Origin of the sequence: Mesobacillus sp. S13 (assembly GCF_020422885.1) — a bacterium.
GTDB classification, from domain to species: domain Bacteria; phylum Bacillota; class Bacilli; order Bacillales; family Cytobacillaceae; genus Mesobacillus; species Mesobacillus selenatarsenatis_A.
On sequence record NZ_CP084622.1, the window covers coordinates 2,681,771 to 2,694,941 of the forward strand.

At 39.0% G+C, this 13,171-nt stretch carries 13 protein-coding genes and 1 tRNA gene; 5 read left to right on the forward strand and 9 right to left on the reverse strand.

Annotation, left to right across the window (positions count from 1 at the left end; all coding sequences use genetic code 11):
* Positions 1 to 25: 25 nt before the first annotated feature.
* Both LGO15_RS13650 and LGO15_RS13655 read right to left on the reverse strand, forming a co-directional pair.
* Complete coding sequence (locus LGO15_RS13650) at positions 26 to 1,405, reverse strand: M48 family metallopeptidase (RefSeq protein ID WP_226085045.1); 1,380 nt, start codon at positions 1,403 to 1,405, stop codon at positions 26 to 28.
* 367 nt (positions 1,406 to 1,772) lie between these two features.
* Positions 1,773 to 2,825 (reverse strand): FUSC family protein, encoded by a 1,053-nt coding sequence (locus tag LGO15_RS13655; RefSeq protein ID WP_226085046.1) that lies wholly within the window; start codon positions 2,823 to 2,825, stop codon positions 1,773 to 1,775.
* A gap of 175 nt (positions 2,826 to 3,000) precedes the next feature.
* On the opposite strand from LGO15_RS13655, the gene LGO15_RS13660 reads away from it, so the two are divergent.
* On the forward strand, positions 3,001 to 4,683 hold the full coding sequence (locus LGO15_RS13660; protein WP_226085047.1) for a glycosyl hydrolase family 28-related protein: 1,683 nt from the start codon (positions 3,001 to 3,003) through the stop codon (positions 4,681 to 4,683).
* Between the two features lie 298 nt (positions 4,684 to 4,981).
* Here LGO15_RS13660 and LGO15_RS13665 read toward each other — a convergent pair whose 3' ends face one another.
* From LGO15_RS13665 to LGO15_RS13675, 3 genes are all read right to left on the reverse strand, one after another.
* Positions 4,982 to 5,728: a Cof-type HAD-IIB family hydrolase gene (locus LGO15_RS13665; RefSeq protein ID WP_413231350.1), complete on the reverse strand. Its 747-nt coding sequence runs from the start codon at positions 5,726 to 5,728 to the stop codon at positions 4,982 to 4,984.
* Positions 5,729 to 5,746: 18 nt separating this feature from the next.
* Positions 5,747 to 6,571, reverse strand: a complete 825-nt coding sequence (locus LGO15_RS13670; RefSeq protein ID WP_226085049.1) for an STAS domain-containing protein — start codon at positions 6,569 to 6,571, stop codon at positions 5,747 to 5,749.
* A gap of 190 nt (positions 6,572 to 6,761) precedes the next feature.
* Positions 6,762 to 7,478 carry a hypothetical protein gene (locus tag LGO15_RS13675; protein WP_226085050.1) on the reverse strand — a complete coding sequence of 239 codons (717 nt, stop codon included), beginning with the start codon at positions 7,476 to 7,478 and terminating at the stop codon, positions 6,762 to 6,764.
* Positions 7,479 to 7,586: 108 nt separating this feature from the next.
* Between LGO15_RS13675 and LGO15_RS13680 the strand changes: the two genes are divergently transcribed.
* Entirely contained in the window at positions 7,587 to 7,793 is a 207-nt protein-coding gene (locus LGO15_RS13680) for a YwbE family protein (protein WP_226085051.1), read from the forward strand.
* A 52-nt stretch (positions 7,794 to 7,845) separates the two neighbouring features.
* On the opposite strand, the gene LGO15_RS13685 is transcribed toward LGO15_RS13680, so the two are convergent.
* On the reverse strand, positions 7,846 to 8,991 hold the full coding sequence (locus LGO15_RS13685) for a cation:proton antiporter (protein ID WP_226085052.1): 1,146 nt from the start codon (positions 8,989 to 8,991) through the stop codon (positions 7,846 to 7,848).
* Between the two features lie 185 nt (positions 8,992 to 9,176).
* Here LGO15_RS13685 and LGO15_RS13690 point away from each other — a divergent pair, with 185 nt between their 5' ends.
* The gene (locus LGO15_RS13690) at positions 9,177 to 10,061 is read left to right on the forward strand and encodes a YitT family protein (protein WP_167832673.1); all 885 of its coding nucleotides are present in this window, start codon (positions 9,177 to 9,179) and stop codon (positions 10,059 to 10,061) included.
* A gap of 100 nt (positions 10,062 to 10,161) precedes the next feature.
* Here the strand turns inward: LGO15_RS13690 and LGO15_RS13695 are convergent, their stop codons facing one another.
* Both LGO15_RS13695 and LGO15_RS13700 read right to left on the reverse strand, forming a co-directional pair.
* Positions 10,162 to 10,695 (reverse strand): GNAT family N-acetyltransferase, encoded by a 534-nt coding sequence (locus LGO15_RS13695; RefSeq protein WP_226085053.1) that lies wholly within the window; start codon positions 10,693 to 10,695, stop codon positions 10,162 to 10,164.
* A gap of 90 nt (positions 10,696 to 10,785) precedes the next feature.
* Complete coding sequence (locus tag LGO15_RS13700; protein ID WP_226085054.1) at positions 10,786 to 11,043, reverse strand: DUF1292 domain-containing protein; 258 nt, start codon at positions 11,041 to 11,043, stop codon at positions 10,786 to 10,788.
* Between the two features lie 179 nt (positions 11,044 to 11,222).
* On the opposite strand from LGO15_RS13700, the gene LGO15_RS13705 reads away from it, so the two are divergent.
* Together LGO15_RS13705 and LGO15_RS13710 are read left to right on the forward strand one after the other, a co-directional pair.
* Positions 11,223 to 12,035 (forward strand): YitT family protein, encoded by an 813-nt coding sequence (locus LGO15_RS13705; protein WP_167832619.1) that lies wholly within the window; start codon positions 11,223 to 11,225, stop codon positions 12,033 to 12,035.
* A gap of 132 nt (positions 12,036 to 12,167) precedes the next feature.
* Positions 12,168 to 12,241: transfer RNA gene (locus LGO15_RS13710), tRNA-Arg, on the forward strand.
* Between the two features lie 348 nt (positions 12,242 to 12,589).
* On the opposite strand, the gene LGO15_RS13715 is transcribed toward LGO15_RS13710, so the two are convergent.
* Positions 12,590 to 13,090, reverse strand: coding sequence for an ABC transporter permease family protein (locus tag LGO15_RS13715; protein WP_226085055.1), 501 nt, complete (start codon positions 13,088 to 13,090; stop codon positions 12,590 to 12,592).
* Between the last annotated feature and the right edge of the window lie 81 nt (positions 13,091 to 13,171).

The window sequence follows — 13,171 nt, forward strand, 5'->3', positions numbered from 1 at the left end:
AATTTTCCTCCTAGTTGTCTCTAATTTATTTTAATAAATCTGCGATTTCCTGCTCACCTGATTGCAAGGCATGCATTCTCGCAGTCATACCCGAATAATCTCTTAGCTGTGTGTCTGCCCCCAAGTCTATCATCAGTTTGACCGTGTCGATTTCGCCACTGAATACTGAATAAATCAATGCTGTATACCCAGAGCTCATTTCTTGGTAGTTAGGATCACCGCCAGCTTCATGCAGCATTTTGACCATTGAAGCATTCCCTGTTTGGGCAGCAGTCATAAATGGTGTCATGCCATAATCCGATTCGAAATTAGGATCCGCCTTAAGATTCAACAGCAATTGAACCATGTCGGTATTCATATCCATAACAGCCCAGTCCAATGCTGTGTATCCATTATAGTCTAATTGTTCAATATCTTCCCCATTCTCTATTAAACTATCAACCTTCTTCGCATTCCCACTGATGACTGCTTCGATTAATGGAGAAACTTCTATATCTTCTTCATAATACTCTTCATCTGCAAAGATAGATGAATTCACCTCATCATAGACCATGTATCCGCCAACCAAAACCAAACCTGTAAGTATTATGGAAGCAGCTACAAGTGCTACAAGCCCTATTGATTTTTTGGAAGGTACTATGGTTGAACCTTCTCCAAAAAAGATGCTGATTTCATTTATTCTTTTTGGAAGCGGCGGATGTGTTGATAAGATTTCTGCCAGCCAGACCACAAACCCTTTTTCTTTATTGATCTGGGCAAGAAATTCTGTATTATTCACCCTTCTATATAAGGTTTTCCCAATCGCCAGCATGGTAAGTCCGTTTTTCGCCGCTGCAGGATTACCTGTATAGAAGGCCGCATAGCGATCACATGTATATTCACAAGCGCGCAGGTACATTTCTGCAATACCCGGAATCCACATAGAAGGAAGGATGAACATCATTTTGCCGAAATGATTTCGTTTGATATGAGCCAATTCATGTGCCAGGACAAACTGGAGTTCCTCTTCAGCATTTTGTTCGATAAGGTCGAAAATTTCGGAGTAGACAACAACCATATCCCTTCCGAAAAAGCGTGTCGCAAAAGCATTCATTACTCCGCCTGATTGCATCACGTAAATATCAGGTATGGATTTAATTTCCATTTTTACACATAAATCTTTGACCGTCGAATGGATTAACGGAAATTGATTGTCTCCTATTTTCACCGCATTCAGCCGTATCTGGCCAATCATCAAAGCATGAAGCACCAATGAAATCATCAAGAATCCTGCAATGATAAATATTCCCACGATGGATATTGCAAACAAAATGTAAGAAGCAATACTAATACTTAATACAATCCAGAAATATTTATTCTCATTTTTATGTACCAGGTTTTTCTCAGTGAAATTTTTTTCTGTCATTCTCAATTTCTCCTTAATCACAATTAAATAGATTATAGGAGATTTTTATAAATTGGCATAGATGTTTTTAATTGGAATGGCTGGATTAAATTAGACTGTTGATTTTCGTTCCAGGCGCTTCGCTTTCCGCTAGGCTGGCGGTGAGCCTCCTCGGAGCAAGCTCCTGCGGGGTCTCACCTGTCCAGCTGAGCCCGCAGGACATTGATTATCTTCCAAGAATCAGCCCACGCACGAGGGAAATGCATTAGCATTTTCGGAGGAGTCTGCGCGCCTTCCACTTCAATCAACAGGACTTAATCACAACAATAAGCTTTAACAAAGGAATTTTGATTAGTACCATTTTTCTATTGAATTTTATCAATCCCTACTACAAAAGCTTTTTCACAGCTTTTTCTGTGTCAGTCTTTCTGTTTTGATATTGATCAATCAATTCGTTGAGTCGATGAAGCTGAAAAGCGTAGTCATAAATGGCTGACCCGATGATGATGAGTCGCAATCGGTCATTCCGTTCAATTGAGGTGTCCTCTAGGATTGATTCAAGGAATAGCCCGCTATTTTCAAGAAATCCTTCCGAATCTAGTTCTCTGATTTTTCCTGAATATTTAAGCAGGATCATTTCATGATATTGAATAAGTTCTTCGAATTGATCATCAAATTCATTCGTCTCTTGCTGTTCAGGACGGCTTTGAAAAAAATGATCTTCTACGATATCCAGCAGTCTTAAGCCCTGATGAAGACAGGCAAGCATCTGCTTAAACAATACCAGTTCCCTGATATCAAAATGTTTTATCTTTGATATCTTCATTCTTTCCTCATCTAGTATTTTATAGAGTTCTTCAAGCTTAGTAATATCTTTTCTAAGTTGACTCCATTGGCCCTGAAATGTCTTTTCAGTCAGCTCATTCGATATGGCTGTTCTGATTAGCAAAGACATGTTTCTAAAAGTGCTGTCCATTTTTTCGGTGAAATTTTTATTGAAATTTGGCGGCGAGATGATTAGATTAACAAGGAATGCTGAACCCATCCCTACAAGTACGATGAGGAATTTGTTTGCAGCTGCTACTACTCCATTAAATTCTTGGGAGCTCATCATAATCAAAACGGTAATAAGCGTTAAGGATAAAGAACTTTCCATTTTTAGCTTCAAGCTGATGATGATGACTATTACTGTTACAAGCCCGATTACAATCGGGTTATTCCCGAATAAAAAAATCGATGCAATCGCGATGATCGCGCCGAGTGTATTTGCCTGAAACTGCTCTAATACTTGTTTCCACGAACGATAGATCGAAGGCTGGATCGTAAATGTAGCGGCAATAGCTGCAAAAACCGCTGGCTCCAACCCTATCCAGTTTGTTATGTATAATGCCAGTGCTACGGCCAATCCAGTTTTTATTACCCTGGGACCTAAAGTAATCATTAAAACCCCTCACTCTCTATGGAGAACGATTTTATTCTAACATATCCTATTTGTAAGTGATAAAAGCTAACTAGAGATTCCTGCTGATAGAAGGTATTTTTAAGCACGAATAGATTATCTTTCCCTATAGCGGGAAATAATATGCAAGCAGCTTTTAATAAAAGGTGGGAACAACATGGTAAATATCGACCGAAAACATGATCCAACAAAAAATGCTGAACTGATCTCCCGTTTATCAGAAGAGAAGCTTAATATATTTGAATTAGTTCAGGAGACAAATGAATTGTTTAGGGAAGCAAGTGCAGATTACAAACCTATTAATGTAAAAAATAATACAAGCTTTTCTTCAGTTCTCAGAAATCTCAGTGCAAGTTTCCGAAGAATCATCCAGACAAAATCAGCATTTGACCACGGTAAACCATTCGGTACTGTTGTTGATAAGAACGGCAATGTTTTCCCTCAATGGCTTGAGGGACTGAATGAAGAGTACAAAACTTTACTAAAAGAAATTAATCGAGAGGTTCATATAGAGGATTTTGGCGCACTTGGAGATGGAAAAACTGATTGCACAGATGCCTTCAAAATGGCCCTTGGCAAAGGTCGTGTGAAAGTTCATATTCCGGAGGGAGTATATGTTGTAAAAGAAATCAAACTGCCATCCTTCACCTATTTGCTTGGTGCAGGAAAAGGAAAAACAATCATCAAGCTTCATGATTCCGCCCCTAAAAGCAGGAGACTCCTGACAAACAAAAACCATCGTACTGGAAACAGGAATGTCCATGTAAAAGGAATGACCCTGGATTGGAATGTCGAACGTTTGGGAAGTGCCGAAAAGACCAGTACCTGGGGAAATCATTCCAGCTGCCTGCTTTTTGCCAATGTAAAGTATGGTTGGATAAAGGATGTTGAAGCAGTTAACCCAGGCTTGCATTGCTTTGACATCTCTTCTCCTTTGTACAATTATTATGGTGATGGTTATCGGGCCCGAGGCGGCAGTGAGTTTATCTGGCTGGACAATCTGAACGGACATGGTTTCGGAGATGACGGCATTACCACTCACCATAGTGATAATATTTTCATTTCGAATTGCCATATGTGTGATCCAAGCGGTAAAACACATAAAGAGGGATTTTCAAATTCAAATGGCATTGAAATAGACGATGGATCCCGAAATGTTTGGCTACTGAACAACTCATCAGCAAGATGCTTTGGAGGAGTAGAAATCAAGGCTCATCATAACTCTTCAGCAGCCAGCAATGTTGTCATCATTGGCCATCTATCTGTCAATGACAATCGATCCTTCAATTTCAGGCATATAGGGCACCACAAGGAAAATGATCCCGAATCCAAAACAGCCGTCAATATTCAGGCAGCCAATATTATCTCCTTTAAGCCGGTTCATACCAAGTTGTACGCAAATTCGTCTCCCAGAGCAATGGTCGTGTCTGCTTATAAAAATGTAGCAGTAAACCATTTTACTGTGATTGGTGACCCTTCATATGACTATGGCGGTGAACCAGCAATCGCGCTTCAATATCGCTCTAGAAATATCATACTCAAAAATGTGAAAATAAGCGGGTTTACAAGTGCAGAATCAGATATTAAAGTATTTGGGGGCAGCAATCATGCTGACCATATTAAAATCAGGAACATGATTTCAAGACACTCCGCACCTAAAGCTATCCATATAGGGAAAGGAGTCAAAAGGGCTGAAATTGAGAAGGTTTATGCAGAGGCTGTAAACGGACAGGCGGTAGTTGAACTTGCAGAAAATAAAGCCTTGTTGAATGAAATAGACTCAAATGGGTTCAAGCAGTTGCTGTTAAAGCACTCTAGCGAAGAACAGACAACTGTTTAATATAAAGTTCTGTTATTACTGATTGTTGATTTTACATTGTTTGAAAAATAAACGAAAAAATTCCGCTTAAATAAATAACGACCCTTATTTTCTTAAAAATAAGGGTCGTTTTTCCGGTTAAATCGTTTTATTTTTTCTTTTTTAAAGCAGTTAACCGGAATATCTCCGCCTATTTATGCTTCAGAAGCTTGCTTTGTATACAATAGCCGAAAATCCTCCGCTTATGAATTCTCATACGCACTCGAAAACCAAAAACTGAGCCAAATAATTCAGGAAGCAAAGTGATCTGCTTCCTAAATTATGAAAGAACCCATTTCACGATGGCCTGTGCCACACCATTTTCTCGATTTGTACCTGTGATATCATCGGCAGCTTCTTTTACAGTTTCCTGTGCATTTCCCATAGCAATGCCAAGGCCTGCTTCCGTAATCATGGCAATATCATTTAGGCTGTCACCTACAGCCATCACATTGTCCATCGATATCCCCAGAAGTTCGCATACCTTTTCCAAGCCCTTTGCCTTATTAATGCCAAGTGCGTTGACTTCTATATTTTTCAGGCTTGAATTGCTGATTTCGAATAGACCCTTGTCTTTTAACTCTTTGAGCACACTTTCTCTGATTTCGTCCTCTTCGATTTGGAAGCCGAATTTGAGCCATTCCTGGGAGAACAGGTCCTCTGGCATATTATTTCTCCAAACGTCTTCACTGCTTGTAGCCCAAAATCCAGTATTATGCTCTCGGGTTAAATCATACATCCACTGGATGTGTTCTGTATCCACCATGTTCCGGGTCACTAATTCTCCGTTTGGCCCCCAGATCTCTCCCCCATTGACCGTCACAAGGTAAGAAGACAGTTCCAGTGATAACACATAGTCCCTGGCCGTTTTAAGACTTCGCCCAGTACTGAGGACGACATGGACACCCCTTTTTTCCGCTTCTTTTATCGCCTGTCTATTTTCTTCAGAGACCTCGTGTCGCTCATTGAGGAGTGTACCATCCATGTCCAATGCAATTAGTTTGATATCTGGCTTTTGGTAATTCAAATCCATCCTCCTATCATCTTACAAGTCATGATTGATGCTATCAATTGCTTGTTTTACTGTAGCAAATGTTTTAATACTTGAAAAATCAACTCCACCCTCCACTGCAGCCTGAGCAAGTTCCGGCCTCATTCCAGTTGCTATTGAGTTTACTCCCAGCAGCCTTAAAACATTATGGATGTCAAAAATGTGTTTAGCTATGGTTGCATCTATCATAACAATTCCTGAAAAATCAATGATTAAACACTGTATTTTTTGGCTAGATACCAGGGGAATAGCCCTCTCTAGTATCAATCTGGCTCGATCATGATCCATTTTCCCTACTAAAGGCAGCACTGCAACATTTTCTTGGACTGGAACAACTGGGGTCGATAAAATATCTCTTTCATCCTGGACTTCCTTGATCTGATTCGAAGTCTGCCTTTCAAACGCAAATACAGTTTCATTAATGCTAATATCAAGCATATTGTTCACTCTTTTATTGATCCAGATTAAATCATCGGTATTGACTCCATGCCTCAAACTAAGCTCAGCCATTTTATCGATAAAGACCATCCTTGTGGGAGGATATCTAAAGAGAATGTCAGAAACCCTGCCGCCTTTGGCTGCTTCGCGTTCCCCGTTTTGCTTGCTCCATTCAAGAAGCCCCTTGGAGGTTGTCTCATCTTTGTTTCTAATTGATTCACCAAGAAAAATAAAATATTCCGTATAGACAATAATTGCCTGCTCAATTTCCTGTTTTGGAATCTCCACCCCAATAAGATCAACTATGGAATCTACCATTTCCGTTGCGATTGTTTGGGCATTTTGTTGTAATTCATCTGCAACCGCATATGTTGGATTCACAAAGGTCACTTCCCTTTTCTTCATAATTGTCAAAAATATATACACATTAACAATAGGATACACCCTAAGTCATAAATAATCTCTTTTCGAACTGCTAAATCCAGCGAATACATAAAAATAATCGGGATGACCCAGTTAATTAGACCCGTCTATTTTAAGTGAACTATGAATCATATCATAAAAGAGTTGTTCAATATTCTTTTGAAATTCTAGTCAATTGAAAGAATTCTCTTTCAGGCTTCATCCATTTCGTCCCTCTTTCTGAGACCAAATAAATCCCCTTTTCAAGATCATAATAGACAGTAATCTTAAATGTTCGGAAGTCGATGACACTCTTCTCATTATAGTAAATCTGTTGATTTTCAGCTTCTGGGGCTGAATTGATTAATTCAATTATTCGTTTGATTACCTGCTGATCTGTCAAGGAAAAACAATCATCGGTTTTATCTGGCTGTTCATTTACACACACTTCAGTGACATCCGTTTCAATCCAATTGATTGATTTTAAGGGTTTTCGCTTCTCAAAAATGACTTCTGTCTGGTCTGAGGCCTTAAAATACCCTCCACTTATGGATAATACCCAGCTTGTCCCTTTCTGTTCCCAGTTTGAAATGAAGCCGGCTCCATCTTCATCAGAATTTTGCGAGGCCTGCATCATGACTTCACTCCAGCCCTTTTTTGGTAGTTCGTTCTCGTAAAAATGCATGATATCAGCCCAATGATCACCTTTTATTTTATACACTGGACTCTCAGGCTTCAGTCCAGAATATAGCGGAATATCCTCTGTTTGTTCAGGAATCAGCTCAAGACCCTTATATTTTTCTTGCTGTTTCTGTTGAAGATAACCAATTAAAAAGACAATCAATACTATGCATAATATTAACCATGCCCACTTCCCCAACTTCAAGATCATCCCTCTTTGCTTTTTTACTTTATAATAATTCAAATAATGGTAGAATTGAATACTCATCAATAGTTTTTATCATTCTTCAATTGAAAGTCTGGAGGCAGAATCATGGCAAACAGTAAAGATGGCAAAAATCGAAATCATATCAAAACTGGTTTGAAAGTAAATATTGTCCTTAAGTCCGATCAGAAAACCGGAAGACTTACTCAGGGAATCGTTAAAGATATTTTGACCAATTCACCCTCACATCCACACGGCATTAAGGTTAGGCTGGAGGACGGTCAGGTTGGACGTGTAAAGGAAATCTTGGATTGATATAGGAACAACTGACGATCAAAAAGCATTAATGGGGTCGCCCCTTTAATGCTTAACTCTTTTTTTCTTTCACTTTCTGAACAATTAACTTCTTCAATCCAGGAGCCAGCTGGAACAGGATGGTTCCTACGAAAGCAATCACCAAAATGTAGATACTGGCAAAAACCTTCAACTCACCGGTCGCGAGCGCAGCGATGATAACGGAAAACTCTCCGCGCTGAGTCAGGGACAGGCCCGCTTTTAAGGAATAGCTTCTCGAGAGACCATACCATTGACCTCCAACATATCCCACAATCAGTTTATGAATTAAGGACCACAATACTAGCACAACCAATAAACCTAAATAAGGGATGTCACTTGTCAATTCAATGTGAAGACCAAAATTCAGGAAGAAGAATGGGAGGAAAATGTTCCTTACTGGCAAAGCAGCTCTTTCAACCTTTTCCTTAATGGTCAGCTCAGAAAGCATCATACCTGCCAGAAGCGCCCCTATTACCTCTGATAAACCAAGCATCATTGCAATGCCTCCATAGGTAAGCGCAATTCCAGTAATCAATACGATGAAAATATCATTATTGATAATCTCTTTAAGTCCTGATTCTAGTCTTTTAAAGACCACTTTTGCGAAGAACACTGCATTCCCTGCGAGAATGGCAATTTTTAAAAGGATGATCATAAAATCTGTAGCTGACAAACCCTTTCCAGATAGACCAATCAATACGGTAACAAGGATAGGTGCAATCAAATCTTCGAAAATCAGGATCAGCAGCATGAATTCGGATTCTTTGTTGTCGGTTCTATTCTTTTCCTCCAAAAGCTTTGCTGTGATCGAGGAGCTGGTTGCATAGACAATTCCTCCAACAATCAATGAAGATACCCAATCCAGACCGAACAGGAGGGATATTACCGCAGTTACAAATATCCCCAGGACAGCATCCAGCAGGCCGCCTTTCCACACCTTGGCACTGTTTGAAATTAACCTGTTAACCGGGAATTTCAAACCAAGAATAAAGAACAGCAGGACTAAACCGATCTCTCCTGCCATTTCAATTACCTTGGATTCCTTAATAAAGATGGATAAAAGAAGTCCAAGCAAAATATATAATAATATATCAGGGATTTTAATTAATTTGATGCCTATCATACCAATCAAAAAAAGCATCAGTAAAAAAAGTCCAACGACTAGGGTCAGATTCAAACTGCAACAACACCTTTTCAATTTTTATGAAATTAACTACCCTATTTACTACCCAATTCCCTTCATTCCAACACTGGAAAATAAAATCATCAAAACTCTATAATTCAGTATCGTTAAAAAATTGTGATAAAATAAACTATATAATATATATCGAAGGATTTATTAAGGGGGAAGGTATGAACAGCATGTCAGAAAAAGCCCTTGTTCAACAACAACATAAGGGCATTACGAAAACCAAACTCGCCAAAAGAATATTTTTCATAATATTAGGTGCTGTTCTCATGGGTGTTGGAATCGAGGAATTCCTTGTCCCGAACCGAATTCTTGATGGCGGTATTGTCGGTATCTCAATCATCCTCTCACATTTGACAGGCTGGCGCCTCGGCCTCTTTATTTTTGTTTTGAACATCCCTTTCTTTTTCATCGGTTATAAACAAATTGGTAAAACATTCGCATTATCCACTCTCTTGGGTATCACTGTTTTGTCATTGACAACCAGTTTCCTCCATGATTGGCCAGTTTTCACAGAGGATTTGCTTTTGGCAACCGTATTTGGCGGAATCGTTCTTGGTGCAGGTGTTGGAATAGTCATCCGGTACGGAGGATCCTTGGACGGAACAGAAATACTCGCTATCCTGGCGAATAGAAGGCTGCCTTTTTCTGTCGGGGAAGTGATCATGTTCTTCAATATCTTCATCTTTGGTACAGCAGGATTTGTCTTTGGCTGGGATCGTGCCATGTATTCCATTTTGGCCTATTTCATCGCCTTCAAAACCATCGATATAGTCATCGCTGGACTTGATGAATCTAAAGCCGCGTGGATCATTAGCGACCAGCACAAGCAAATAGGAGAAGCTATACTTGCTCGTCTCGGGCGCGGTGTCACGTATTTAACAGGAGAAGGGGCATATACAGGAGATGACAAAAAAGTGATTTTTTGTGTTATCACGCGTCTTGAGGAAGCTAAATTGAAGTCCATTGTCGAGGAATTGGATGAATCAGCCTTCCTTGCAGTCGGAAATATTGCAGAAGTACGTGGTGGCAGATTCAAGAAACGAAATATACATTAATTACATGCTAAAGACAAAAAGCTCAGATCCTGAGCTTTTTGTCTTGTTACATGTTTATTGATTAACTAAAAAACGATTCATAATTGTTTTCACCAATTGTTCATTTTTGTGCTAATAAAGCGTACACATTTGTATCATAGGAAAGGCCATTTTGGATCATATAGTCCCTAAGAATACCCTCCTTGCGGAATCCAAGCTTGAGAAGCAATTCATTGGAAGACTTATTTTCAAGAAATACTACCGCGCCAATCCTTCTTAGCTCCATTTCTTCAAATCCATGTTCCACAACCTTCAGGATTGCTTCTTTTGCCAAGCCTTTTCCCCAGTAACCTTGGTTAAGCTCATAACCTATTTCTGCTCTCCGATTTTTTGGTGAAATGGCATGAAATCCAACCGTACCAATTAGACTATTATTATTCTTTAGTTGGATGCCCCATCGAATAGCTTTTCCTTCCTTTAACCCTATATGGAAAGAATGAATTAGTCCTCTCGCTTCTTCAATATCATCCATCCGTTCGGAACCATAATATTTCATGACTTCTGGATTGGAAAAATTGATAAATAAATTTTGTGCATCCTCCGCTTTTATCTCCCTTAGAAGGAGCCGTTCAGTTTCTAATATAGGAAATTCCATATGTCCCCCAATTTAAAAGATATATCTTCTAATTCTCCACTGTGGACATAAATCCCTTCAAGAAAGCCGCCCATTTTCAGGCGGTTTTTGCTAATCTTCGGCAGGTGCTGCATCAACAGCAATCTGATAAGCATCAAGCAATTGTGACTTTTCTTTTTCACTTTCCAAACCAACAAGGAATTGGTCATTGCCCTGCTCTTCCACCTTCATTAAGACTGTTCCATCTTCATTCCTAAGCATTGCATAGGACTCTCCATTCATTTCAAATAATGCTTCTACTTCAAATTGTTTTACAATCCCCATATCATCGGTTACTGTCACTAAGTCCCTGACTGAGTCATCCCTCAAAGCTCCTCACCTCCAGCATAGAGTCACATTATTTTCCCCTACCTTGGACTTAATATGATTAGACGCAAAAGAGAATTCATATCAAAATACTTAATGAATTTTAAATAAACTTTTAAATTCAATTCTTTATTTTCATCTATATAATATTTTTTACACACTGTTTTTTGGAGGCGTTGCCATTGAAGTCAGCAGGAATCATCATAGGCTCAATTATAGTTTCATTTGCATTTAACCTTTTCTTAATTCCTCACGGTATAATGAGCAGCGGCATTAGCGGACTATCCATCATTTTATCTATGCTAACTTCCATCAATACAGGGATTTTCAATTTTCTTTTGAACTTTCCTCTATTGATTTTAGGTTACATGAAATTGGGAAGAAAATTTATCTTTTATACAATCCTGTCTGTTATTACAATATCTATTGCACTTTATGCCATCCCGGTAATAAAGCTAGCAGAAGATTCAATACTTTCTTCTATATTTGGCGGTGCAATTGTCGGACTCGGGATTGGAATCATCTTCCGTTCATCAGGTTCATCAGGTGGATTCGATATAATCGGGATGCTTCTGGCAAGACGAAAAGATTTCCCTATGGGCACTCTATTATTCGCCATGAATTCTATCGTGATCTTGTTGTCGGGCTTTTTGTTCAGCTGGGATGCAGCATTAAATACGCTTGTTTCCATTTTCGTACTTGGAAAAGTGATTGATAAGGTCCATACACATCATGTCAAGCTTACTTTGATGATCATTACCAGAAAAGGAGAAGAGGTGAAGCAACACCTACTAGGAAATGTCTATCGTGGTGTAACGGTGATGGATTCTGTTGGAGGGTACTCAAACGAGAAAAGCAACGTCATCATTACTGTCATTTCACGTTACGAGCTCACAGAGGTCAAAACACTAATTGAAGAAATCGATCCTGATGCTTTCGTGAATATAACCGAAACACTGGAAGTAATGGGACTTTTCCATAAAAAACAGCATTAAAAGTATGCAAGAAGCCTGATATTCAGGTTCTTGCATGCTTTTTCAATTTTACAGGAAAAATCATCTTGAAATTCCACCTGATCCATCGTATAATAATTGAGTCGCTGTAATTAGATATTTTCATTCTAGTATGTCCCAGTAGCTCAGCAGGATAGAGCAACAGTTTCCTAAACTGTAGGTCGGGAGTTCGAATCTCTTCTGGGACGCTTAAACCCTTGATTTTATATCAAGGGTTTTTCTATTTAATAATCAAAATTTATTTTTCATTTCTTTTGTGGCCGAGCGTTACTGTAGCGGCAAAAATCTTATTTTCTTCGTTCCGTTTATAAATGATGTTGAATCCACCTTTTTCTTCAAATGGATAACTTTTGCTAAATGTCTCACTCACCATGTTATAAACATTTCTCCATTTACTTCAACGACATCTTTTGTAATCGTATCATCTGGCATGTGCCCCAGTAGGATTTGTTCTGCCTCTGCAGGAGTTTTCACTGGTTCTTCCAAATAGAAGACTGGTTTAATGCATTTATCAATACTATTCTGACAGACTAATTTTACCCTTCCTCATCTTCAAATACTGGATAAGGAGTCGTTATTGTTTCAAACCAGTCAATGAAACGGAAATGGAATAGTATGATCCATTGAAGTGATAGGATGAGGAAGAAATCTGGCAAAGAAGTTATGAAAGACGTCAAACCTTGCCCGATACCTGTCACTGTGTTTTTTTTGCGGTAATCAAAGATTCCCTTTGCGATTCCGAGTGGAATGGCCAAAGCAAATGCCGTGATGATGATGGGAATACTCTTGTAAACATAGGTTCCTACTACAGCTTCAAAAGGCTCACCATTTGTAGTAATCCCTAATGATCCCTCCGAAGTAGCCAATAGGATCAAGTCCTGCATTTTCATGACAATCTCTTCTGGTGGATAAAGGGCATATAGTTTACCCACGAAATCAGCCAAATTCCCTGAGCCAAAATAAAAGCTAATGATCATAAAAAGCGTTAATAGATAAATGATGGTCAGCAAATCTCGTCCGATATCTGCCCTTTTCAACTTCTTCGCCTCCCTTATATTCCATATTTCAGATTATGAAGAAACCTCAGGTAGAATGTATGTATTTTTGTAAATATATGA